Origin of the sequence: Streptomyces sp. NPDC093097, assembly GCF_044754325.1 — a bacterium.
GTDB lineage: Bacteria > Actinomycetota > Actinomycetes > Streptomycetales > Streptomycetaceae > Streptomyces.
Window position 1 is genome coordinate 464,007 of the sequence record NZ_JBIVOW010000001.1, and the last position, 24,414, is coordinate 488,420.

The 24,414-nt window shown below is 67.4% G+C and carries 16 protein-coding genes and 2 pseudogenes; 2 read left to right on the forward strand and 16 right to left on the reverse strand.

What is annotated here, in order from left to right:
* Window positions 1–68: 68 nt before the first annotated feature.
* From ACIQE0_RS01905 to ACIQE0_RS01980, 16 genes and pseudogenes are all read right to left on the reverse strand, one after another.
* Window positions 69–440: a toxin-antitoxin system YwqK family antitoxin gene (locus ACIQE0_RS01905; RefSeq protein ID WP_402328347.1), complete on the reverse strand. Its 372-nt coding sequence runs from the start codon at window positions 438–440 to the stop codon at window positions 69–71.
* Window positions 440–2,992, reverse strand: coding sequence for a hypothetical protein (locus ACIQE0_RS01910; protein WP_402328349.1), 2,553 nt, complete (start codon window positions 2,990–2,992; stop codon window positions 440–442). The genes ACIQE0_RS01905 and ACIQE0_RS01910 overlap by 1 nt, the downstream gene beginning before the upstream one ends.
* The gene (locus ACIQE0_RS01915) at window positions 2,989–3,441 is read right to left on the reverse strand and encodes a DUF6507 family protein (RefSeq protein WP_402328351.1); all 453 of its coding nucleotides are present in this window, start codon (window positions 3,439–3,441) and stop codon (window positions 2,989–2,991) included. The genes ACIQE0_RS01910 and ACIQE0_RS01915 overlap by 4 nt, the downstream gene beginning before the upstream one ends.
* 101 nt (window positions 3,442–3,542) lie before the next feature.
* The gene (locus ACIQE0_RS01920) at window positions 3,543–3,854 is read right to left on the reverse strand and encodes a pore-forming ESAT-6 family protein (protein WP_366334189.1); all 312 of its coding nucleotides are present in this window, start codon (window positions 3,852–3,854) and stop codon (window positions 3,543–3,545) included.
* Window positions 3,855–3,908: 54 nt separating this feature from the next.
* The gene (locus ACIQE0_RS01925) at window positions 3,909–4,241 is read right to left on the reverse strand and encodes a hypothetical protein (protein ID WP_366334191.1); all 333 of its coding nucleotides are present in this window, start codon (window positions 4,239–4,241) and stop codon (window positions 3,909–3,911) included.
* A 785-nt stretch (window positions 4,242–5,026) separates the two neighbouring features.
* Window positions 5,027–6,445 carry a DUF6177 family protein gene (locus ACIQE0_RS01930; RefSeq protein ID WP_402328353.1) on the reverse strand — a complete coding sequence of 473 codons (1,419 nt, stop codon included), beginning with the start codon at window positions 6,443–6,445 and terminating at the stop codon, window positions 5,027–5,029.
* 236 nt (window positions 6,446–6,681) lie between these two features.
* Window positions 6,682–7,380 (reverse strand): hypothetical protein, encoded by a 699-nt coding sequence (locus ACIQE0_RS01935; protein WP_402328355.1) that lies wholly within the window; start codon window positions 7,378–7,380, stop codon window positions 6,682–6,684.
* Window positions 7,381–7,386: 6 nt separating this feature from the next.
* Complete coding sequence (locus tag ACIQE0_RS01940) at window positions 7,387–8,538, reverse strand: WXG100 family type VII secretion target (protein WP_402328357.1); 1,152 nt, start codon at window positions 8,536–8,538, stop codon at window positions 7,387–7,389.
* A gap of 2 nt (window positions 8,539–8,540) precedes the next feature.
* Complete coding sequence (locus tag ACIQE0_RS01945) at window positions 8,541–8,852, reverse strand: type VII secretion target (RefSeq protein WP_366334217.1); 312 nt, start codon at window positions 8,850–8,852, stop codon at window positions 8,541–8,543.
* Window positions 8,853–9,078: 226 nt separating this feature from the next.
* Window positions 9,079–13,053 (reverse strand): type VII secretion protein EccCa, encoded by a 3,975-nt coding sequence (eccCa, locus tag ACIQE0_RS01950; protein WP_402328359.1) that lies wholly within the window; start codon window positions 13,051–13,053, stop codon window positions 9,079–9,081.
* Window positions 13,054–13,111: 58 nt separating this feature from the next.
* Complete coding sequence (locus ACIQE0_RS01955) at window positions 13,112–14,359, reverse strand: MinD/ParA family protein (RefSeq protein WP_402328360.1); 1,248 nt, start codon at window positions 14,357–14,359, stop codon at window positions 13,112–13,114.
* 51 nt (window positions 14,360–14,410) lie between these two features.
* Window positions 14,411–15,766, reverse strand: a complete 1,356-nt coding sequence (eccD, locus tag ACIQE0_RS01960) for a type VII secretion integral membrane protein EccD (RefSeq protein WP_402328362.1) — start codon at window positions 15,764–15,766, stop codon at window positions 14,411–14,413.
* Window positions 15,767–15,825: 59 nt separating this feature from the next.
* On the reverse strand, window positions 15,826–16,101 hold the full coding sequence (locus ACIQE0_RS01965; protein WP_366334364.1) for a hypothetical protein: 276 nt from the start codon (window positions 16,099–16,101) through the stop codon (window positions 15,826–15,828).
* 415 nt (window positions 16,102–16,516) lie between these two features.
* A pseudogene (locus ACIQE0_RS01970) lies at window positions 16,517–17,488 on the reverse strand (sensor histidine kinase); the annotation flags it as partial.
* Window positions 17,489–17,677: 189 nt separating this feature from the next.
* Window positions 17,678–19,150, reverse strand: a pseudogene (locus ACIQE0_RS01975) (ATP-binding protein); the annotation flags it as partial.
* A gap of 301 nt (window positions 19,151–19,451) precedes the next feature.
* A complete protein-coding gene (locus tag ACIQE0_RS01980; protein WP_402328364.1) occupies window positions 19,452–19,784 on the reverse strand; it encodes a CU044_2847 family protein in 333 nt (110 codons plus the stop codon).
* 832 nt (window positions 19,785–20,616) lie between these two features.
* Between ACIQE0_RS01980 and ACIQE0_RS01985 the strand changes: the two genes are divergently transcribed.
* Entirely contained in the window at window positions 20,617–22,101 is a 1,485-nt protein-coding gene (locus ACIQE0_RS01985; protein ID WP_402328365.1) for an SAVED domain-containing protein, read from the forward strand.
* 1,244 nt (window positions 22,102–23,345) lie between these two features.
* Complete coding sequence (locus tag ACIQE0_RS01990) at window positions 23,346–23,828, forward strand: hypothetical protein (protein WP_402328367.1); 483 nt, start codon at window positions 23,346–23,348, stop codon at window positions 23,826–23,828.
* Window positions 23,829–24,414 lie beyond the last annotated feature (586 nt).

Consider the following 24,414-nt stretch of genomic DNA (forward strand, 5'->3'; position numbering starts at 1 on the left):
CCACCACTCTCGGCATCATTTCGCGCCGTGCCAAACCGGATGGAAATCAAGCACTTGGTATTTCTGGTTCAGGTGTCGTTGCGGCGCCAAGAGGTCAACTGAACTCCGTGCTCATCCCACGTGTCCTCCTCGCGGAGAGAAGCGATGGAACTGTCGAAGAACTTTCGGGACTTCAAGGCTCCGTTGGGATGCCACTCCTTGAACTCGCCCACAGCCTGGCCGTCCCGGACAATCCCCTCGGAACGCAGCGTGCCGTCTTGGTACCACTCGCGAGAATGTCCGTTGAGGATTCCATCGGTGTACTCATCCAGGCTGATCAGGTGTCCGCTTTGATGTTCGGCTACTTCTCCGGTGAAGGGCTCACCTCGATAGAGCAAACGCTGAGCGTCATCCATGTCAACGTCCGGACCATCAACGTCGATTCGCAGTGCAGGAGTCATCAGGGAATCCAGTTCTCGTCATTCGGTGGGAAGCCGGTGAACCTCCCGTGGCTGCTGGGCAGCCCTTGCAGCATATGGTTGCAGTTCGCGCAGAAGGGAGCTCGCCTGCCAGGAAGACCCGTTGAGGCGTCGTTGAGGTAGGGGAAGTCGACCGACGCGCGCATCTCGGCGAGAACAGAGGCGTCGTCCGGCAGTCCCTGTCGCGTACGCATCCAAAGCAGCTCGTTGGCCGCCTTCACCTCGGCATGGCCCAGCGGGTTGTCCTTGTGCGGCGGGGGATCCCCAATCGTTTCCAACCTCTCCCGCAGGGTGGGGTGCAGGTCGTCCAGCTTGATGACGACATCCGCCTTACCGTTGATGCCTTCGATGATTGTGCCTGTCCGGAGGTCCATCACGGATCCGACACAAGCCCCTGTCTGCTTCCTGGGAAAGGCACCTGAGTCCCTGGCGTCTCGGTACTCAGCTCCGCGCTTTTGGGCCAGCTCATCTAGGTAGTCAGCGATTGGTTTCTCGTCGATGTGGGTGATGAGGCCGTCCTTCCTGGCCACATAAGGCTGGTTGACGTCGATCTGCTCCAAGAGCTTCTGACCCTGCCCAGGAGGTGGAACAGTTCCGTCTTCGCCCACGTGTGTATCGGGGGAGAGCGCTTCTTCCGGGCTGGAGGCAGAGCCAGCGGCGCCGTGGTCGGGTGTCCCGCCCGAACGCTCCGGGACATGCGGGTCGTGCCCGGCCGCCCCGACACCGGCCCCGTGCTGACCTTGGCGCGGGACCGTCGGGTCGTCTGAGCCATGGCCTCCGGTGGACGGGGTGTCGCCACCGTGTGTGGACGGGGCGCCTGTGTGGCCGTCGCCAATCGTGGGGGCGGTGTCACCAGTGCGGCCTGCTCTACCTGCCTCATTTTCCACGTTGTTCGTGGGCGTGTGGTCGCCCGCGTGGCCCCCAAGGCTGTGTCCTGCGGTGCCGCCCGGAGTTGTGTCGGTGTGGACGACTGAGGCGTCGTCCACGGCGCGGGCCGGTTCGGAGATTTCCGAGCCGACGCGTGCGACATCGTCGCCCCGTCCGCCAACGCCGGCTAGGACCGGCTGATCCTGACGGACCGGTGTCTCGAACCGCGGGTTGTCCGCTCCTGTAGCCGGTTGTGCGGGCTTGTTCTTGGGGGCGTCGTCGGCGTGTTGGAGGAGGGTGCCGTCCTTGTTGTAGAGGTGGCCGGCGCCGTCTGTGTAGTTGCCGGTGAAGGGGTCCTTGACGGTGTTGGGCGGGAAGACGGTTGTGCCCTCGGGCAGTTTGATGGTGCCGTTGGGGAGCTTGGTTGCGCCCGCTGGTATGGCCGTGTCCTTGGGGAGTTGGACGGTGCCGTCCGGCAGCCTGGTGGCGCCTTCGGGGAGGCTGAAGGCGCCTTCGGAGATCTTGGGGGTCTGGAAGTGGCCGGCGTCCTTGAGGCGGGCCACCACGTCGCCGAGTCTCGACAGGCCGGCGCCTGCGCCCTTGAAGACGTAGGTCATGGGGTCGATGGCCTGGCCGACCTTGCCGGCGATGTTCAGGGCCCTGGTCGCTGCGGCGGCCTTGCCTGCGCCTTCCACCGCGGCGCCGCCGCCGCGGGTGAGGATCGCGGTCACGATGTTGAAGGCGACGGCGCCGGCGGCCCGGGGGCCGTTGGATTCCCATTGGTCCCAGGCCACGAACGCCTTGCCGGCCTCCAGCATCGCGGTACGTGATTCTCGCAGCCAGGAGGGGAGCATGTGCCCCGGCGTCATCAGGTACATGGGAGCGAGCGGCAGGGTGGTGAGGATCAAGGAGCCGGTGGCGAGCTTGGCCAGACCGGACCATGCCTGGCCGGCGGCCTCCGAACCGTCGACGCCGAGCAGGGTGCCCAGGCCCCTGATCGTGCCCCACACGCCGTCGATGACGACGCCCTTGCCGAAGTCGTAGGCGTGGACCCAGACCTTCCACCAGGGAGCGGATTCCTCGACCGCGTCGCCCCAGGGAAGGCTCTTGGATTCTTTGAGGGTTTCGGCGTCGTAGCCGTAGCCCTGTTTGTGGGAGGCGTCGATGGCGTGGAGGGACTTGCCGCCGACCAGGCCGACGATCTTGGCATGGCAGTCGCGTTCGGCTGCCTGGAACGCGGCCCAGACCTCGGCGATCTTGTTGCGGCGGGCCAGGTTCTCCTCGACCAGGTCGCCGTCTTCGCGCCAGTCGTCGTCGCTGCCGTCGACCTTGTGGCGGAAGTCGGCAGCGTCCTGCTTGAGTTGCTGGAGCTGGTGGACCAGCGGGCGGACCTCGTGGGCGTAGGTGCCCAGGGCGCCGGCGATGACGTGCATGTCGTGGCTGACGTCGTGGGCCTTGTCCGCCACGGGCTTGGTGACGGCGAACAGCTGCTCCGCCTCGGGTGCCTTGTAGTAGGCGGACAGTCCACCGAAGGAGGAGTGGACGTCCGAGCCGGCGGTCTCGACCTTGGGCCCGCTGTGGGACAGCGACTTGACCTTGGTTTCGAGGAGGTCGAGATCGCCGGTGAAGACCGGCACCTCGGACGGGTCGACCGGTGCGTTGCTCATCTCTGCTTCCCCCCGGCGTCCTTGAGCGCCTCCAGGCGAACTGCCCGGGCGGCGTTCTGGGCGTTCCTCGCCGCCTCCAGATCGCCCTGGACGTACTCATTGGTGGCTTTGACCGCGCCCAGGACGGCTGCCTGGCAACGGTCGGCCATCGCCTTGAAGTCGTTCTGGCGGCGTGTCGCATACTCGGACAGCGCGGCGGCGACCGGCCCCGTCGACGTCTGCGACAGCAAGGGCGTGCCCGAGGGATCCCGCACTCCGCTCCCCGCCGTCACCGGCCCGTGTGGTGCGGTCGCGGCCTGTGAGCCCGGTACGGCCGTGCCTGCCGCCTGCGCTGCCTCCCGTAGGTCCGCGAGCAGGGTGCTCAGAACGTCCCCCAGGTCCTCGGCGTGCGCGCCGACGACCTTCAACTGGCCCTGCACTCCCTGCGGCTGAATGTCCCACGACGCCATGAACGCCCCCCTGCATACCTCTCTGCCGTACCGCCCCCGTTACCCGCGCGACGCTGCCACCGCCAGGGGATCCCTTCCCCAGGGCGATGCGCCCGGGCGGCTCAGCCGATGTTGTCGACCGCGGACTTCGCGCGCGCGAGCGTCTGGTGCGCGGTCGCGTCGTTCTTCTCCAACGTCGTCTTCAGCAGGTGGATGATGTTCTTGACCTCCTGGGAGGCGCGGTTCCAGCGCAGTTCCTTGCCGTGGTACTCGTCCGCGACACCGTCCGCGGTGAAGTCCGCCATCGCCTGCTTGACCTGCGAATCACGGGCCGCGATCACCTGCTCCAGGCGCGCGATCACCGCCTGGATGTTGCCCTGGGCCTCCGCCGACGCGCCCGAGTCGTACGAACGCCGGTCCATGCCAGCAGCCATCACAATCCTCCCCGTGGAAATCTGGTCTTACGTTCCTCTGCCGCGGCCGAGTGGTCAGCGGCCGGAGAAGCGGGCCGCGTCGAAGTTGGCCGCCGACATCTGCGTCCGAGCGTTGTCGGCCTGCTCCTGGACGCCGGAGCCGAAGGCCGACTCCATGCCCGACTGACCACCCACGATGGCCGACAGTGCGCTGTTCAACTCGGCCGTGATCTCGTCGGCGTGCGTTTTGAACGAGTCGAAGGCGGCCTTGCCCGCGCCGTTGAACTTCCCCTCCAGCGGCTGGGCCGCCTGCACGAGCTGGTGGATCAACGTCCCCAGCTCCGTGCTCGACCCCTGCGACTGCGACCTCAGCGTCGAGAGCGTCTGCGCCCCCATGTCGAACTTCATCGGCTCCCCCACCAGACTCGACGTGCGTATGTACGGTCATGCCTATCAACCGAGGCGCAACCGGTGCAATTCACAATCCCGATGTTATGACGAGGGTGTGACAACCGCTCAAGGGCCAGGTCGGCCCGAGAAGTAAGGCACCAGGAATCAGTCAGACACGCCTGAGTCCGTGACGGCTTCCCTGGGAGCAGCCGTGCGGATCCCTCCCCAGGCGAAGTGGGTGGAACTCTCTTCGTCCGTAAGGCGCTCCGTTGGGCGCTGGTTCCGACCTCCGTCGTCTGCGCCGACGCTCCTTGGCGGAATCCCGTAGGGCGCAGGGGTGGGTGTGCGGGCGCTCGTACTGAACAACGGCAGCGGGCGGAGGTGGCAGAGCAGAGCCATTGTGGCCTTGCTCTGCGCCCGGGGCGGGCCGGTGTCTCCATGCCCTACGGGCGTTCCGATTCGATGCGGCCCCTGCGGGCGTTCGGAGTCGTCGCGACGCTGTGTGAGCTGCGAGTCTAGCGGTTGGCTAGAAGGCTCGAGATCAAGGGCCCGCCGCCAGTAGCGTCCATATGCGACATTTTCCTTCGGTGTGATTGGCCTGTCGCGTGTGCACTTGAGGCTCCGAAGTAGAGAGAGGCCAGACCCTGTCCGATAGATCGGCCCGCGCATTCTTCGGCGAGAGCGATGTCAGAAGCGCCTAGTGACGGGACCCTTCGGACAATCCCGGCTTGGCGCCCGGGCCGTCACCGTCTGCGGTGTGTTGGACGTGTAGGCCCTTGCTTGGCCCGACAGGTTAGTCCCTCTCAGGCGCCTTTGAGGTGTCGCATCAGGCGTTCGAAGTCCTGCCAGCCCGAGAGGTCCGACGGGTCGCCGGGGAACGGGTAGTACAGCGCGGGGCGGTTCTTCGGGCCGAGGGGGACGGGTGCCTGGGCGAGCGGGGTGTGGTGAGTGCGGTCGTCGGGCATCTGGCGGACTTCCTCCGCGCCGAGGACGAAGGCCAGGGGGACGCCTGGGCCTTCGAAGCGGGGCGGTACCGCCAGGTCGCGGCGGGCTTTGCGGATCTGGACGAGCATCGACTGGAGGCCGTGCCGGGTGGCGAGCAGTTCTGCGGCCGCGGGCAGGGTGTCCACGGGTGGTTCTTCGTCGGGGCCGTAGCCGAACTTCAGGGTGACGTGTTCCTCCACGCCTGCCTTCGTACGGCTGATGCGGGCGGTTGCGAGGCCGGGGCGGTCCGGGCTGCCGACTACGACGATCCAGGTCGGTTCGGGTGCTCGTTCGCGGGCGAGGTCGGTGAGGTGGCGCGGTGACCAGGGGAGGTTGGCGGGTTCGGCGGTGCCCCAGCCGGCCGGGGGCCGGCCGGTCAGTTCGCGCCATAGCGACTCCAGTGCGCCGCCGAGTTCCAGGTGGTCGGAGGCGGGGTGGACCGTGCGGAACGTCACCGCCAGCTGACGCTCGTCCGTGGCCGAGACGTCCTGGTAGGAGGCGGCCACCGGGGTGCGCGGGTCGTCGGCGGTCGCCTCGGCCGCTGCTACGGGGGCGAACATGCCGTCCTGCCAGCGCAGTACAGCTCCGGTCAGGCCGTCGTAGTAGCCGTCGTGGTCGTCGCGCATGACCCAGCGGGAGGGCCAGTTGCCGAGGCTGTCGCGGACGGCAGGGGAGAGGGTGGTGCCTGGTGGGGTGACGATCTGGAGGCCGAGCCCTGCGGTGGCGGCGGTGCGGAAGGCGTCCGAGAGCCAGGCGGTCATGGCGATCACTGGGCGGTCTTGGATGACGACGGCGACCTTGTCGGTGAGGACGTCGACGGTGGGTTGTGCGGTGGCGGGCGTGGGGGCCACGGTCACGCCTTCGGTCTGCACCACGGCCAGGGAGCGCGCGGCCTCGGGTGGCCAGGCGGAGCCGTCGGCGAGGGTGGCCAGGCGGGCGGCGAAGGTGCCGGCGAGTTGCTCGGCGTGTTCGACGCCGGTGGTGGCGCGGGCTTCGGTCCACCAGTAGGGGAGCGGCGGTGGGGTGGCTCCGAGGAGTCGTTCGGCTTCGCCTTCGACCTGGACGAGCAGCGGCGATTCGACGGCGACGAGGGGGCGGCCTTCGGCGTCGCAGAGGCGGATGACGGCGCCCTCGCCGGTGGTGTCCATCAGGTTGTCGGGGCCGCCGGAGAGTAGGCCGGCGAGCAGGGTCCACGGGTCGGGCATGCGCTGGGTGAGGGCGATGACGTCCTTGGTCATGGGGTCGACGGGTCCTTCGTCGTTCGTGTGTGGAAGCCGCGCGTCCCGTGGCTCGTGTGCGGGGAAGTCCCCTGTGCGGCACAGCTCGGTTGGCGGATCCATCCTGGCGCCTTGTGGCCTCGTCGCAATCCTGGACCATGAACGTGATCCCGCCCAACTTGGCCAAGGCAGGGGGGCGGACTCGGGCAGCGCGGGTTGTTCTGACCTCAGTGCTTCGGAGCCATGCGGTGCTGCGGCTACTCGGCGAGGCCCTGCGAGGAGAGCTCGGCGACCACAGCGTGGAGGTCGATGGCGAGTTCGTGGAGGAGTTGAGGCGCGCTGTGGCCGCGGGACCAGGCGACGGCGGTGTGCCCTTCCAGTTGCCAGTGCCGGCCGGCCAGTTGCGGCCGGCCGAGCACCTCGGGTGTTGTCACGGCGCGGTAGACCCGTTCGTCGGCGACGATCACGGTCGTGTCCGTGTGGCCGGGCACGTGCACGGGCCATAGGCGCAGGTGGCGCTTCGGGGCGGCCGGGAAGTCGCCTGTGGTCGCGGGCCAGTAAGGACTCCGCGGGTAGACGCCGAGCAGGGGGAGAGGCCGGGGGAGAAACAGGATGACGCCGGAGGAGGGGAGTTCGTAGGAGCTACGTCCGGTGGGGCCCCATCGGCGCTGGGTGCGCTGCCACAGCAGTGCTTCGACGGGGCCGTCGGCGGCGGTCGGAGCGGGTAGTTCGCCGGTGGCGGCGCGTTGGAAGGAGCAGGCGTAGAACAGCGGGCGCGGGGCCCGGTCCTCCGCGGCCCGCCGCGCCTTACGGTCCCTCAGCGCCCGCCAACCGGGGCCGATCTGGTCCCATTCGGCGTCCAGGTCCTCGGGCGTGCGTGATGCGGGCCGGGGTGCTCCCTCCGGCCGCCTGCGCCGGCCGTTGCCCGGCCGCGGTCCACTCCTGAACGGCCACACGCCCGTCTACCTCCCGGAGCCGGTTCCGCCGGCGCTCGCTGCTTCGTCGGGAAGCTGGACGGCTCCGTCCTTGTCCGTCATCTCTCCTCCCGCTTCCGGGAGGTGGCCGTTGGTGAGGGTGTGTTCGACGATGCCGCCGCCGGCGTAGGCAGTGCCGTTTGCCGCGATCTTGAAGCCTTCGCGAAGGGTTCCCTGCAACGGGCCTTTGGCGTCCTCGCGGGGGTACGCGTGCGCGTGGTGCGCACCCCAGGCGCCCGAGACGAAGCTGGTCGCGGTGTCGGCCGCGGCGGAGTCGTCGCCCCACTCCGCTGCCGCTGTGCCGCCCGCGCTGGTGACCGCGCCGGAAGCGATGGCCTGGGCCTTCGCTGCGCCGCCCTTCAGGCCCTCGCCGCTCAGGACCTTCTCGAAGGCGTTGGGCGCGCCGTGCCTGCCCAGGGAGCCGAGGCCCTGGCCCAGGGCTCCCGGTCCGGCGGCGACGGTCCCGGCGATTGCCGCGTTCTTCAGGTCGTCCCTGGTCACGGACTGCCCGGTGGCCAGCTTGGTGCCCACGGTGCCCGCGTAGTTCATGGCGGTGTTCTTGACGGCGTCCGCGACCAGTTTGGACAGGCCCTTGATCGTCCGGGTGAGGAGCCGGGAGCCGCGGGCCAGTTCGAGGACGGCGTTCTCGGCATCCTCCGCGAGCTTGCTGAACCGCTCCACCAACTTGACGATCTTCAGGGCGCGGGCCCCGGAGGCGGCCGCTGCCACCGCGTCGGAGATGCCGACCGTGACCACCGTCAGCAGGGCGCCCGCGAGTTCGGTCTCCGCGATCTCCAGGGCGATTTCGGTGATCTCCTTGACGATCGCCTCGGCCTCGTCCGCGTAGGCGTCGAGCTGCTTTTGCACCTCGGCGAAGTTCTTCGACGTCGCCTGGAGGGACTCGTACTGCTGATGCCAGTGCGCCTTGAACGCGTCGGCCGCATCGCCGTGCCAGGTGACGCTGACCACTCCGTCCACCCGCCGGTTGAGATGCTCGGCGGTCTCCAGAAGGTCCTGGCTCATGCGTTTCCAACGGCCGGCGAGGGCGCGCAGGGTCTTGGGATCGCCGCCGGGCCAGGGAATGTTCAGCAGCTCCAGGACGGGGACGACTTTGTCGACGAGGTAGCCGTTGAGGTCCATGGTCAGACCTCCATCGTCGAGCTGGTGTGGGTGTCGACCGATGTGTAGTTGTCGGCGGACGTCTGGAGCCCGGATGCGGAGTTGGCGAGTAACTGGGCGATTTCGTTGAGACCTTCGCTGGTGTTGTTCACCATCTCCGTGTACTGCGAGGTGACTCCGGTGCACGCGCCGAGCAGCCCGAAAGCCTCGCCGATCTCGATGGCGTCGCCGACGAAGCCCGCGATGTGTGCGGTGAGTTCATCGACCACGGAGGTGAACTCACCTGCCAGGTCTCGTATCTCGTCCGGATGTGCCTGGAAGTGCTCTGCCGTCATGCTGGCTCCCCCGTCAGGTGTTCGTCGACCCATCCGCGGGTGTCGGTTCGGCGGATGAGCGACTCGACCGTATGAGCCTGGGGCTCGAAGGTGTTCGGGCCTTACGTCCCTCTGACGCGCTCCATACGACTCCTTACGCCGGTGCCGTCAGGCGGGAGTCCTCGTGACGGGATTTAGTTGTCGATGCACTGCCTGGGGATGTCGTGGATTTGCCGGCGGTGCCGGGTCAGGTGGGTGAGTACGCGGTCTGGATGAGGCGGTTGGGTCGCCCTCTGCGGATGAAGACGCCTCGGCCGGGGGGCTGTTGGGTGGCGTAGACGCCGGGGAACAGTTGGCCTTCGCTGCGGTCGCCCGTCATGACGAGCGCCGAGGAGCCCGACTCGCGCAGGCTCTGCACCAATGGCTCGTACAGGCCGCGTGAGGCGCCTGCGACGCGGCGGGTGAGGACGAAGTGGAGGCCGATGTCGATGGCGGAGGGGATGTAGGGGAGGAAGGGGGCCAGGGGTTCTTGGCCGGCGGTGGTCAGGACGTCGTAGTCGTCGACGAGTACGACGATCCGGGGGCCGCCGCCCCAGCTGCCGGGCTGCAGGTCCTCAGGGCGTGTGCTGTCGTCGGGCAGTCGCTTTTCCAGGACGCCGGCGACGCCGGTGGCAAGGCCCGCGCACATCTTGGCGTTGTAGGCGTAGCCGCCGTTGAACTCCTCAGGGATCGCGCCGCGCAGCGAGCGCCTGGGGTCCATGACGGCGAAGACCAGCTCGTCTTCGCCGTAGCGGTCGATGAGGCCGTGGGCGATGGTCTTGAGGAGGTTGGTCTTGCCGCATTCGCTGTCGCCCAGGATCAGCAGGTGCTGGTCGTGCTGGAACAGGTCGAGCAGGACGGGTTGGAGGGCGGTCTGGTCCAGGCCGATGGGGACCTGGTGGGGTTCGGCGGCCGGCCCCGGCAGGAGGTGGGGCTGAAGGAGGTGCGGCAGTACGCGTACGGGCTGGGCGACGTCGCCGCTCCAGGTGGCGCGGATGGTCCGGGTGGTGCGTTCCAGAACGGTGCCCAGGTCTGTGGTGTCGGCGATGCCGTCGGTGCGGGGGAGGGCGACCTGGGCGAAGAGCTTGCCGTTGGTGAGGATGCGGCCGGGCTCGTCTGGGGAGAGGGTGGCGGCCAGTTTGTGGTCGATGCAGGACTCGCTGGGGTCGTTCAGACGCAGCTCGATACGGGTGCCGAAGTTCGACTGGATGGCGATGCGGGCGTCGTTCCAGCGGAGCATGCCGGCGACGATGTGGATGCCGTAGCCGCCGCCGCGTTTGAGGAGGTCGGTGACGTCGTCGTCCAGCTCCTCGAAGTCGTCGCGCAGCGCGCCGAAGCCGTCGATGACCAGCACGATCTCGGCGGAGGCCAATTGCGGGAGTCGGCCTGCGGCGTGGAGGTCGCGGAGCTGGGTGAGGGAGTCGATGTTGTGTTCGCGGAAGAGGTCCTCGCGGGCGGCGAGCATGGTGCGGACTTCGTCGACGGTGCGGGCGGCGCGTTCGCGGTCGGCGCGGCCGGCGATGCCGCCGACGTGCGGCAGGCCGGACAGGGCCGCCAGGCCGCCACCGACCAGGTCGAGGCCGTAGATGCCGACTTCGCGCGGAGTGTGGGTGAGCGCGAGGGAGAGGACGAGGGTGCGCAGGAGGGTGGTTTTGCCGGACTGGGGGCCGCCGATGACGGCGGCATGGCCGCCCGCCACGGTCAGGTCCAGGTACCACTGGCCTTGCCACTGCCTGGTGGGGTCGTCGAGGAGACCGAGGGGGACTTCGAGTGGGCCGCGGCGCCCGGAGAGCTGCGTGCCGCGGGCGCCGACGTCCAAGGGGCCGGCGACCTTGTCCAGGGGGAGCGCGTCGGGCAGCGGGGGAAGCCAGATGCGGCGCACCGAACCGGAGGCGTTCGCCAACTGGTCGACGACGACGGCCAGTTCAGTCGGGCCGGATTCGCGGTGCCGCATCGCCAGCTCCGGGGCGTCTGCTTCCTCTGTACCGGCTGTGGTGTTGAAGGTGGTGTAGGGGAGGGCGAGGGGGCCGGTGTCCTCGTCCTCGTTGCGTTGTGCGGGGCCGCGGTAGGGGCCGGAGACGTAGCTGGCCTTGAAGCGGTCGTAGTGGCTGGTGTCGACCTTGAGGTAGCCGAAGCCGGGCAGCGGCGGCAGGTGGAAGGCGTCGGTGGTGTCCAGGACGGTGCGGGACTCGTCGGCGGAGAAGGTGCGCAGGCCCAGACGGTAGGAGAGGTAGGTGTCCAGGCCCTTGAGGTGGCCGCCCTCGATGCGCTGGCTGGACAGCAGCAGGTGCACGCCAATCGAGCGGCCGATGCGGCCGATGGACAGGAACAGGTCGATGAAGTCCGGTTTGGCGGTGAGCAGTTCGCCGAACTCATCGATGACGACGAAGAGATGCGGCAGCGCCTCCAGGTCGGGGCGCTGGCTGGCGCGCAGGGCTGCGTAGTCGCCGATGTCGGCGATGTTGCCGGCGTCCTTGAGGACCTGCTGGCGGCGCTTGACCTCACCGGCGAGCGAGGCGTGGACGCGCTCGACCAGGCCCGCCTGGTTCTCCAGGTTGGTGATGACGCCCGCGACGTGCGGCAGGTTGGTGAACGGCGCGAAGGTCGCGCCACCCTTGTAGTCGACCAGGACCAGGGAGAGGTCCTCGGGTGGGTGCGTGGCCACCAGGGCCAGGACGATGGTGCGCAGCAGTTCCGACTTCCCCGAGCCGGTGGCGCCCACGCACAGGCCGTGCGGACCCATCCCCAGCTCAGAGGACTCCTTCAAGTCCAACAACACCGGCTCGTGGGTATCGTTGATGCCGATGGGCACGCGCAGGAAGGCGCGTTCGCCGCGCGGCGCCCACAGGCGGGTGAGGTCGAGTCGCGCCACGTCGTCGATACCGAGCAGGTCGGCGAAGTCGATCGGCCCGGTCAACGGGGCGTCGGCCAGTGACTCCGCGGACAGGCGCAGCGGCGCCAGCATCCGAGCCAGCCCCTCCGCGAACGGAACGCTCACTTCGTCCGTCGTGCCGTGGGCGCCGATCGGCTCCTGCCCACGCAGATCCTCGATGACCACCTGATCGCCCTCGACGGTGATCCGGACCCCGACCTGGCCCGGCTCCTGCACCCGCTGCTCCAGCAGGTGCAGCACGGTGACCCCCATCTCGCGCAGCCCGACCGCCTCGTCGGGACGCGGTAGATCCACGGCGTCCTCGCCGTGCCCGTCGGCGACGACGAGCAACCGGGACGTCATCGACAGCGCGTCGTTTCCGGACAGGCCGCGGCGCACCTCGGCCGCGTAGGAGGCGCGGCGACGCAGTTCCGGGCCGAGCTGCCGGGCGAGCTGGAGCGTGGAGGGGGCGATACGGCGAGCGGCGACGGGGCCATCGAGCTGCTCGGCGTCCAGGAGATGCGGCAGCCACTTGGCCCACTCCCAGTCGGCAAGCCGATCACCGGGCACAGCAAGGGCCATCGCCACATCGTCAGGGGCGTGCATGGCGGCAGACTGCACAAGCAGGGCCCGCGCCACGCGCAGGCAATCTTCGCGGGGACCGATGAGGCTGACGTTGCCGACCCGGTCCAGCGGAACAGTGAGCGGCAGATCGGTACCGGTGCGGAAGCGTCCTATCAGCGCCGACGCCTCATTCAGCATGAACCGGTCGGGCGGGGTCAGCACCGACGACCCCTGCTGCGCGATCTGCATCCCCCGCACCGGCATCTCCCCGGTCCCCACCCGCACCCGCAGGAAGTCGCCGTCGGCGCGACGACGCTCCCACAGACGGGCCGGATCGCGCACGATGTCGTAGAGAGCGGCCGGCGGCGGGTTGAGGACCTCGGCGCGCTCGCGGCGCCCCCGCTCGTCGGCGGAGAGCTCCTCACGCAGGTCCTCCAGATAGGCCAGATACGCCTCGCGTTGGGTGCGGCGGGTGCGCTGGGCCTTGCCGCGCTGTGAGAAGACCAGCGCCATGGAGCCGATGACGGTGACGACGAGGATGATCGCGCCGAGCCCGGCGAACTGGCTGTTGCGGACCACCGTCATCATCACCACCGACGACATGACTCCGGCGACGGGCAGCAGCGACATCGCGATGTTGCCCGCCTTGCCCTCGGGGAGGTTGGGCGGGGCCTCGATGACGCGTGGCTCGGTGGCGGCCGGGGGCCGGGTGGTCCGGGCCGGGCGGTGGATCAGTCGGGTACTCATCGTCGTCCGTCATTCACGGTTCGTCGTCCGTCATTCACAGTCGGGTACGGCAGGGCGGTCAGTGACGCGTTTGGGCGAGCTGGAAGACATCCGCGGCGATGCGGGCGGCGGCTTCCCTGGTCGGCGGAGCGAGCAGTGCGGTGTCGACCGACCCACCGCCCGCCAAGTGCCGGTCGTACGGCAGCACTTGAACACTCACGCCAGCGGACCTGAGCTTCTGCGCGGCCTCGTCGAGGTCGATTCCGGCGCGTGGCATCAACTCGGTGAGCACGACGACCGTGCCGGCGGTCACCTGCCGGGGCAGCTTCTGCATCCACTGGAGCACCGCATACGTGCTGGTGACGCCCTCCGGCGTGGCCGGTGCGGTCAGCACGCGACCGTGGGCGGAGGCGAGCGCGACCCGGGCCACTTCCGCCGGCAGTGTCTCGCAGTCGACGACCATCACACCGAAGTAGCGGCGCAGCGCCACCACGGCCCGCTCGTACGCCCGGCTGTCCAGCATCACACCGATCTGCCCCTGGCTTGCCGGCAGCAGCCAGGCATTGTTGGGCAACTGCACGAGATAGCCGGTCACATCGAGCAGCGTCATGTTCGGCTTGATGATGTCGGCGACATCGCTGGTGGTCCAGCGCAACGCCTGGGCACCAAGACGCTGCGGCAGCGAACCGAGCGCAGGATCGGCTTCGAGCACCAGCACCGGATCCTGCCGGTAATGCGCGTACGTGGTGCCCAGCAACGCCGCGACGGTCGACTTGCCGGAGCCACCCCGGATGGACGTCACCGCGATCTGCCGCCCGGTCGTCACCGGCTGCTGAAGCACCTGAGCGGTCCGAGTGGCCTCGGCGACCTCGCGCGCCGCCGACGAGGAGAGCGTACGGCGCACAGCCCGTACGGCACGAGCGGTGAAGGACTCGCCGCGCTGCGGCCGGTGCCGCACGACGCCGGCCAGGGCCTCATCCACCGCGGGGCGGGAGACGGGGGCGCTTTGCGGTGGCGATTGGGGGCCTGGGGCCTGCTGTTCCTGGTACGGGTACGGAGCCTGCTGCGGCCAGCCGCCCTGAGGAACCCTCTGCCTCTCGTACTGCGGGTCCTGGTACGGGTAGGCAGCCTGACCAGGCTCACCACCGCTCCCACCGGCCGCAACCGGCCCCTGGGCGCTCTGCGCAGAAACGTGCGCAGACGCAGACGGGCCCGACCCGGGCATGGAAGCCCGACCTGCCTGGCCATTGGGAGCCTGCGCATCCAGTTGGGCATCCGCCCTCAGATCGCGCAGCACCTCACCCTGCCAGCCGTCTCCGTTCGGCATGCCTACCCTCTACCCCCACCGGCTGCCCACCCGCAGCGCCTGCACAACAACTCAGAACTGATTGAGCAACTGCCCATATACACCGAAGACACCGAAGGCGAGCGGGAAGAGCCCCACCATGCCAACGGACTCGACGAGATCCGCCATGCGCCGCATCCGCACCTGCACATGCTCGGGCAGCTCCACCGCCAGAACGACCAGCGGCAGCACCGCAGCCACACACAGCACGACAAGCGGCCCAACGCCCCCGCCATGCTCCATCCACACCATCACCAGGCGCACGACGAGACACGATGCGGCGGCAACCAGCGCGACGACCTCGGCGACCAACGGGAAAGCCCGCGCCCTCGACACCAACACCACAACAACGAGCGACGTCAGCACCACGGCCCACACGCTCGGCCCGCCGGCCGCGGTGAGCAACCAGCCGGCACCGGCTGCCGACACCGCAGTGACGATCGTCGACAGCGCCAGGCCACGGTGCGTCGCGGCCAGCGCGGTACCCACCTGATGACGACTGACCGACACGCCCCCCGAACGGCGATCGTCAAGCGAAGTGAGCCCCGACGCCATCAGCGCCAACCTCGGCAGCACACCGAGCAGCACCAGCGACACCACCGCCATCACCGCGCCGAGCCGCGCCGGATCGCCCTGAACGCCGGCAACCGCCTCCCACACCAAGGTGATCGTCGCGGTCGTCACGGCACCGACGAGCCCGCCCTTGCCCAGCGGCGAGAAAAATCCGAGGAACACCAGCACCAACACCAGCGCACCCGCAACAGCGGCAAGCCGCGCCATGCCCGGCCAGCCGTACGCATCGGCGGCCGACCACGCAGCAAGAACGCCAAGCCCACCGGCGGCAAGCAACAGCGCCGTCGCCAAACCCCTGTTGCCCCGCCCGACCTTGGCAACGAGCGCACCCGCCACCAGCAGCACGAGCACCACCACCGCCAGTCCGCCGGCCAAGGCGCCGAGCGCGAACTCCCGGCGGGCAAGCACCGCGGCGACCACCGCGAAAGCGACGGTCGCCACACCCGCAGCAGCCCTCCGCGCGGCCGGACGCCAACGCCAAGACCGCAAGTCCAGATCGTCAGCCACCTGATCAGTGACATCGTGCACAACAGGAGCAGGCGGCGCCGAATGCGTCCGGACCAGCCGAAGCACCGCACCATCGGCAACCCCGGCCGACGCCAACGTGCTGTCATGCGGCAGAACGGAACCATCAGACGTCATCAACTGCCGCGTCAAAGGACGCGACGCAGGCCGGTCGTCCAACAACTGCAGGACATCCGGGAGCAACTGCCCAATAGGCGTATCGGACAGCAGGACGACATCGGCCCGACGTCGCTCACCGACCAAGGTCACTCGGCTCAGTTGCGCCTGAGAAGTCGCTGTTCTGCTCACCACTTACGAAAACCTATCATCGCGCCAACGAGAACTCTGGGGCATTCCGCATCCATCGGCCTCTAGGAATTCGCCGGCGTCGGGTGCTCGTACTGCTGCACCTGACGCTGCTGTTTCTCCTGCTCGGCCTTCTGCTGCGCCAGTGTGTGTTGCAGGAAGGACCACCCCACACAACCCGCGCACAGGACGGCCGTGATGACGATCCCCGCGAACACCTTCCCCATCCGCTCGTCCGCCGTGCGCCGCCCCCGCTGCCCACCGAACAACAGGGCATCCCGCATCCTGCGCCGGCGCACCGCCACCGACTCCAGCAACTGACTGTCGTAATCCCGCGCCATTTCCTCGCCCGTCGCGTCAATCGCCCGCGCATGGGCCATGGTCGATGAACCTCGACCCTATGCAGCGATGCGCCGGCAGTCACTCTGAGGTTCTCCCACATGATGGCGCACTTCTGGGGCTGCTGCCGAGCAGATCGCCCATCGAACGCGGGCCCCGCAGGCGGCCGTCGCCACCGATTTGACGAGCCTGACGTTCGTCTGTGCAGCCCGGGGGACCACACCGGGGACGGGCTCTGCTCCACGCCGAGGTCGGAACCGCTCCCGCAGGTGCGCGGCTGCACCACCAGCTGCGGGCGGGGCCTCGACTGTGCGCCCACCCGCATGCGCGCACAGCAGACGATCAGAGCACAGAGATCACTCGGGCTTCGGCTCACGGGAAAGTTGCCCCTCAGCTGTTCGCCGGTGTTTGGAGCCTGGGGAGGAACAAAGTGAAGGTGGAGCCACGGTTGGGCTCACTCACGGCGTGGATCTCGCCGCCCAGCAGCTGTGCAACTTCCCTGCTGATGGAAAGCCCCAGGCCGGTACCGCCGTACTTACGGCTGGTGGTGCCATCTGCCTGTTTGAAGGCCTCGAAGACGACATCCAACTTGCTCGGATCTATGCCGATTCCAGTATCGGTTACGGAGAAGGCAAGCAGGTCGGCATCTGGGGACGGCAACGTACCCCTCTCCAGGAGCAGTTCGCGGATGGCCGCGGGGGCATCCGATCCGGCCGACCGAATGACTAGCTCTACGGTGCCCTCGTCGGTGAACTTTACTGCGTTGGATAGCAGGTTGCGCAGGATCTGCAGCAGCCGCCGTTCGTCGGAGTGCAGCACCGGGGGCTGGTTCGGGGACACGCGCACGAAGAAATCTAGTCCCTTCTCGGCGGTCAGGGGTCGGAACGTCGCCTCGATGTAGTCAGTGAGCTGCGTCAATATGATTCGGGTTGGGAAGACCTCCATTTTTCCGGCCTCGACCTGCGACAGGTCGAGAATATCGTTGATGATCTGGAGTAGATCGCACCCGGTGCCATGGATGGTTTCGGCGTATTCCACGTGCTTCGGTGAAAGGTGTCCTTCGGAGTTTTCGGCCAGCAACTTGGAGAGGATCAGTAGCGAGTTGAGTGGTGTCCGCATCTCGTGCGACATGTTTGCCACGAACTCCGTCTTGTGGCGCATGGCTATTGCGAGCTGCTCACTCCGCTCTTGAAGGACCTCCCGCGCCTCCTCAATATCTTGGTTTATCACTTCGATGCGTTGGTTCTGTGCACGTAGTTGCTCTGCTTTTTCCTCCAGTTCAGCGTTCGAAGCTTCCAGCGCGTTTTGCCGCTCCTCCAGTTCACTGGAACGTTCCCTCAGCTGTTGAGTCACCTCCAGCGACTGAACGAGCAGCGACTCGGTGTTCTCCTGCACTACTACCTGACGGTGACTCTCATCAATCAGGTCGGCCACGCTGGGTGGGATGTCCTGAGCCCGCTCGCTTAGCCAACCCTGAGCCTCGGCCACGCGTTGCGCTGAGAGGAGGTCGCCTTCAACGGCTCTTTCTTCCATCATCGTCAGCCACCTCTGGAAGTCCGCATCGGCGTCTACCCAGTTGGCGAGCCTTCGCCACTCGCGGATGAGTGCTTCATGGGCGATTTCAGCAGTACCCGGGCCGTGTGACCCCAGCACGACGAGGCGGTGTTCCGGGGCAGCCAACTGTTGAGCGACGTGCCAGTCATGCTGAAGGTGAGCTCGATGCACCGTGGTGCGTACTGCGTCCGCGGCCCCGGTGCGCGCTCTCACCATCGACAGCAGCACGCGGCGGATGCGGTCCTCTTCCAGATGCCGTGTCAGCGAGGAAAAGGCTTGCTCGGCATGCCGGTTCAACGCCCCCGCGACGCCTCCGACGCGATGGTAGCTGTCATATGTGATGTGGCGCCGCCTTTGCTGCGACCAAAGTTCAGTCAGGGCGAATTCCAAGAGCGGTAGACCACCGGGGCCCTTGCATGCGTCTGCCGAAATCATTTCGGGCAGCCCTTCGGCGAAGGTAACCCCCGTCATCCGGGCCGGTTCGACGATCACCCGGGTCATGGCGGCCTCGTCCAGAGGCGAGACGTTGAGTTGCCGGTCCTGTAGACGCGAGCCGATGTCCGGGAGGTCCAGCAAGGTGGGGAGGAAATCAGATCGCAATGTGCACACCAGGCGCACGTCCGGCGCTTGTTGACGCTCCTGAGGAGGTAGGAACCTTTGCAAGAAAGGTAGCGCTTCCCCTGCCTCCCCGTGCGCGGAACTGAGAACTTCTTCAAACTGGTCAGCGACAAGAATAAGTCGCTGCTTTGAGACGAGAGCAGTCTTTGCCGCAATGGGCCAGAACCCCTCGTCGCGCAGGCTCTTCGCCATGCTGTCGAGATCCTTCACACGGTCGCGCCCGGCACTTTCGATCTCCAACAGCGCGCGGGCGGCCGCATGGAACGGCGACGTGCCGGGCCGGAACGTGACTACTCGCCACCCCTCAGATTGCAGCGCGGGCTTCAATCCGGCGGCTACAAGGGAGGTTTTCCCCACTCCAGAGGGCCCCGTCACCATGGCCAATGGCTGTGCCTTGACCATCTCATGCAGTCGGGATACTTCATTTTCCCGTCCGACAAAGAGGCCGGCTTCCGCGTCTTCCGGGGTGAAGGCGTGGAGTCCGCGATAGGGGCAGGCAGGAAGCATGCTGCGCCCAAGGGCCTCTGGCCAGGCCGCTGCGACCTCTGCTGCCGGCACGGCGTATGCATCGCCGGCAGCCTCGATCCGGCTGGCCACCGCGAGCATGGCTACAACAGCATCGCCCCACTGGTCCCGGATCACGACCGGAGCACCGCTGTAGCCGGGCTGGACTCGTAACGCAGACTCCGATTCCCGATCCAGCTGAATCATGCCGCCGCCAACGGCCCCACGGAGCACGCAACTGCTCCAGGCGCCGGTTGCCGGTCGCGCGGGTGTTGCGGGATAGCCAAAGACGTCGGCTTTGTCGGTACGACGTGCAGGGGCATCCAAGAGCCGTGCCGCGCCGGCGCCGGCGGGTAACGGCTCGCCTCCCACCATCACCAAGCCGGCAGTATCACGCCCAGATTCCCCGTCGACTGCCGGTGGATCCCAGGCATCGATCCGGCAGTTCCGCAACGGCGCACCCTCAGCGTCGCCGAGCAGCGCGAACTCAACCTGGACACGTGCATCGGCATGAGGGCGGGTTCTGGTGGCCTTGTCGCGGCCCAGCGCCACGTTCACTACGTGGGCGCAGGTCGCAATGTGCTTCTCGCCGACGACGTAACCGACACCCGCGGCTTGCCCACTCGTGTTCTGCCGGACCTTGACGATGAAGCCTTCTCGCTTCGTCGACACTTCCTCAGCTGGCGTCCGCCGTGCGCGCCCACTTGAGCCGAACAGCGAAATTCACTTCGGCTGTCCCCTTCGCGATAATCACCGAGGTGTCGCCGCCAACTTTGAGCCCGAACTCAACCTCGGCCTCATCAGGCCCGAGTTCCCGTAACGTGTCAACCACCCGGGTGAGTGTTGGCCGGACCTGAGCCATGGCATCGTCAAGGGACACGCGCGCCCGCGCCACCACACCGGCATCTCCCGATGCAAGCTCAAGATCTGAGCCGACGAGCTCGATGTCGGTCTCGAACACTGTGGGCTCTTTGTCCTCATCGTTCAGCGGTACTGCGATAAGTCCCATGTTCCACCCCCCTGTTGCGCGACGCCCTCGTGTCGCCGCGCTTCCACTGGCTGACGATCAGGGTAGGCAGCACTGGACGTGGACGTGGCTGTTTTGGCCAATCGGCGCCGTTGCGACGGTCTCGAACCAGAGCGTGCGCACGGAGAAGCTATACGAGCAGGTCCCAGCGGTCACCGAACTCAGTCGACCTCCACGCCCACGTCGAAGATGGCGAGAAGAGAGAGGGCGCCCTGGTCACGGCTGTGCTCCGGGATAGCCCCTTGCAGCGATTTGAGGTTCCCCCCCCAGAGACGCAGAGGAAGTTGACAGAGATTCAGATGGGTCTCATGAGAGGAGAATCGACCATGGCTGCCCCCAGCAAGTACTCGCTGGAGTTGCGTGAGCGTGCGGTTCGGATGTACGGCACCGCGGATCCGAAGCCGCAGATCTCGAGGCCCAGCAGCTGCACCTCGAGGACCGGGTGGGCGTTGATGCGTTCCTGGCCGGCATCGACAGCCTGGCCGGTGCCCGGCTTCCGGTCGTCGTGCTATACACCAACCGGCTCGGCGCCGTCGGCCCCGCTGTCATGTGCCGTTCAGCAGCCACGTCTATCTTCACCCGCCTCGGCGAGGAGCAGCGCCATGCGGTCCTCACTCAGGCGCTCGGCATCCGGCCGGAGACTGTCCGCAAGGTCGTCGAGCTCACCGGCCCCGCTACACATTCTCCGAGCTCATTCAGCGCCGGGTCCCGGCCGCCGCCCTCCGAGCCTTTCCCGGCCGGCTGGTTACCGACGAAGACCTACTCGCCCCCACCGAGGAACTGCAGCCCACCCTGTATTCACTGAGGAGCACTGATGGCCCACCTTCCCGCCGCCGGCCCCACCAGCGTTCGCACCACCGGCGACTACTACCAGTGGCTCATCGCATGGGAGGCTTGCCTGATCCTCCTCCGCGAGACTACTGGCCGCCTGCACAACCCTGTCCGCGCGGTCGGCGTCGAGCTCGACGGCGTGGGCAACTTGGACGACGTCGTACTGCTACGTGACGTTCCGCCGAACACCTACACACAGGTCAAGTACGCGGTTGACGCCGCCACGCCGGTCAACGAGGAGTACTTGACCAAGCCCAGCGCCAACGGTGGTCCGTCGATCCTCAATAAGATCGCCAGGACGTGGAAGGGACTGACCGCGGACGGCGGCATCGCCGACTTGCGGCTGGTCACGAACCGGGCGGCCGACCCCGCGGACGACCTGATGGCGGGCCGTGACGCCCGCACTGGCCTCCTGATGCCCAAAGCGGGCGTCGGCGGAGTCAGGTCGGATCGGGGTAAGGCCCGTGCCCGGTGGGCGCAGGAGGCTGGGCTGACCGAGGCCGAGCTCATGGATCTCCTGTTGGTGCTGCGCTTCGACCTGGCTCTGGACATCGTCCGGCACGAGGAGAAACTTCGAATCCTGATGGCCAACATCGGGCTTCGCGACGATCAGCGGGCACTTGAGGAGGGAGCCGGCTGGGTCGCCAAGATGGTCCGCGAGGGTCGACGTGAACTCACCCTGGCGATGATCGAGGCTGCCGTCGCCGAGCTCGGCCTAACGGCCGGCCCCGCTCGGGCCGTTCTGTCGATCGCTACTCTCAAGCCGGACCCGCTGGCATCAGACGCCGACCATGCCATCGACTGGGTCGACCGCTTCGACGGCGACTCCGACTACACCAAGCGTCGCCCCCTGTGGCCGAACACCTGGGCCCAGCTGCAGGCAGACATCGAGGCCGCGCCGGGACGCCTGCCCGCCGGGACCACCGCCGTCACCATCACGGGCAGCATCCGTCTCGCGCCGGCTTTCCTGGTCGGCACCACCTTTCGCATGGTCACCGGTACCGACCTCGGGACAATGCAGCGCGGGAGGATCGGCAGCCAGCTCTGGTCCACCAACGATCCATTCGACACCGCCCTGGCCCCGGGAGTCATCGAGCGGGAGATCGGCCAAGGTGACGAAGTCGCTGTCGCCATCGCCGTCACGACGAACCCCACTGAGGACGTTCTGGAGTATCTGCGTGAGCAGCACCTCCCTGTCAGTAAGCTCATTGTCCTCACGCCGGCGAGCGACATTCCGAACGACAGCTCCGTCCCCGACAGCACCGCCGCCAACGCCCTGGCCGTCGGCATCCGCGACTACCTTCGCCGCTCCACCCGCCGGGTTCGGCGCATGCACCTCTTTCTCGCCTGCCCCATGGGACTTGCTCTTCTTTTGGGCAACCGGTGGAACCGGCTATGTCAGACCGTCGTGTACGAGGACATCAAGACCGACGCCGGATACGAACCGGCATTCACCGTGGAGGCATAAGAGACCCGAGTTGAAGAACTCTGGGCTTCGTGTTTTCGGAGGGTTGAGGCTCGGCTACAGCCAAGAGCACTGGCGCAGGCGCGCCCGAGGAGTGCCCAGGAGGGGCCGCCCTACGCAGGACCCGGACGCACTTGGGACGGTCGACCATTCAACTCAGGGCACCTGCGACCCCGGGAAAGAACCCGACAGTCGACAGTGCCGCCGAGACGTGAAAATAGCGGCATCTCCGCCCGCTTCGGAAGCGGAAGCACACGGATGACACGCCAATCACACCCAAGAGAAATGCCCCATATGAATGCTATTGATCACGGGGCTGATCCCTGAACCTGCCGGCCAACAGGTAACATCGCAGCCCACATTGCGCCGCAACGGTGCTGGATGCCCGTAGGGCATGGAAACCCTTTGGCTCGACGGCCTTCGCCGGTGAAGGTGATGCCGCACCGGTTCTAAATGCCCGCAGAACAGGGGGCACTCGTCAGCTGGGCAGCAGTGGGTTGCGGAGTTGACCAATGCTGTGCCATGGGAAGGGTCACGAGCCGCTGCCGCCGACCGTCGCCCCTGCCACCGATGCAGGGCTCGAAAGCGCTGGTCGGACTGGCCCGGGGCCGGAGTTTTCCAGGGACTTTTCGCCGAGTAAGTGAGAATAGCCCCGACGGCTCTGAAATGGATGTAAAGCCCCAGGTCGGTCATTTCCTGCTAGCTGATGACGCTCATCGGGCTCCACCGCTCGGCAGGTTGCGCTGGCCGGGTAGGGCTGCGTGGGTGGGGCCGCCGGGACAGCGTAAGTCTCCCGAGCGCGACACCGCTGTTGGCGCTGCTCGGAGGGCGAATTTCCCCTGAAACAGTGTCACTTCGCGGTCCCATCACATGTGCTGTAGGAGTGGAGACCGGGCCCGGCCTTGCGGCCCAGCCAGCCCGCGTCGACCATCTGCTGGAGCAGCAGGGGAGCGGCGTTAGAAGGGCTCCTTGCACTCCTCGTACATGGATACCGATGTGCTGGCCTACGGATCTGGCCAGGCCGCGAGCTACCCTGACGGTTGTCCTAACGGAGCTTCGCGGACACGAACGTGGACAACCCCGACCGCCGGGTTCGGTTGAGCTTCCTCGGCCGATCAAGATCGCCCTGGGGGTGGCCGCGAGACCTCCGTACCCTTCGTGCCCAAGACGGGGAAGTCCTGCACGGTAGGGGCGACGCCGCATGGTTCCGCGAGCGGTATGCCGCGCTGGGCCGTTAACTTTCGGGCTTGAAGGCCGCGCCGTGGCGGCCCGCAGGCATGGTGCAGCGGCCCACGGGTGAGATGGTCGCCGACCGCAGGTTCAACGCCCCCGGCATCCAGGTCCGCAAGCAGATACTCATGGACTTCGGAGCGCCGTTTGACGCTGTGGCGGCCCCGCTTCTCGGCCTCGATGAACGGGGAACGGGTGCACGCTCACCGGGTCTCCGTCGTGAAGAAAGCCGTCGCACGCTTGAGCACCTCTACGCCCTCTCGAAGTCGGCGGTTCTCGCGCCGCAGTGCAGCCAGCTCCTCACGCTCGCTGTTGGTCAGACCCGCCCGCCCGCATCGACCTTGTCCTGCTTCACTCAGGCCTGTACCGCTGTCTCGGTCAGCTCGAAGTCTCTCGCGACCTGGCCGATCGAGGGGTCACCACGGCGGCACAGCTCGACGATCTCGGCCTTGAACTCCGGCGTGAACGAGCGGGGAGGACGCGGCTTCTTCTTCGGTTAGTTCGCCCTTGTGCCGGACGTCCTTCGAATCGGAGGCGGCGGGTTCGACTCCGGGGTGGGTGATGGCGGTGAGGCTTGCGACGGAGCGCCAGGCTGTCGGAGTTTTCCCCGCGGCTCCGTAGTCGCGGTCGGTGGCCGCGACCTCGCTGGACGATGCCGATCGGGTGTGCTCGGACCCTCCCGTGTCCACCGTGGTGCTTCTTCAGCCGGGGAGGCTGATTTTGGACCCACGACCTCTTCGTCCCGAATGGGTTCGGGCGGGACGGCAGTAGCCGCTGAGTCTGCCCGCCGCGCCGCATTCGCGAGGCGAGTGGCTCCATCCTCCGCTGAGACAAGCAGAGTTGATCTGACGTTCCATAGCAGGCGTGAATCACGGGATACCTGACGCAAGGGAAATCTTGCCAGCCCTTGAGCTGGCATGGAAGGTCTCCTGTGCCAGGTTCGTGACCCAGTGCTACGCCCCCTCGCGTTTGCAGGGGCATGTGCCACAGACAGTGATGTTTCTGGCTAACTGGCCGTCGGGCCAGTATGCGCCGCTCTGGCTGAGTCCCGCCCTACCTGGGAACAATCCGGTCTGCTGCCATGGC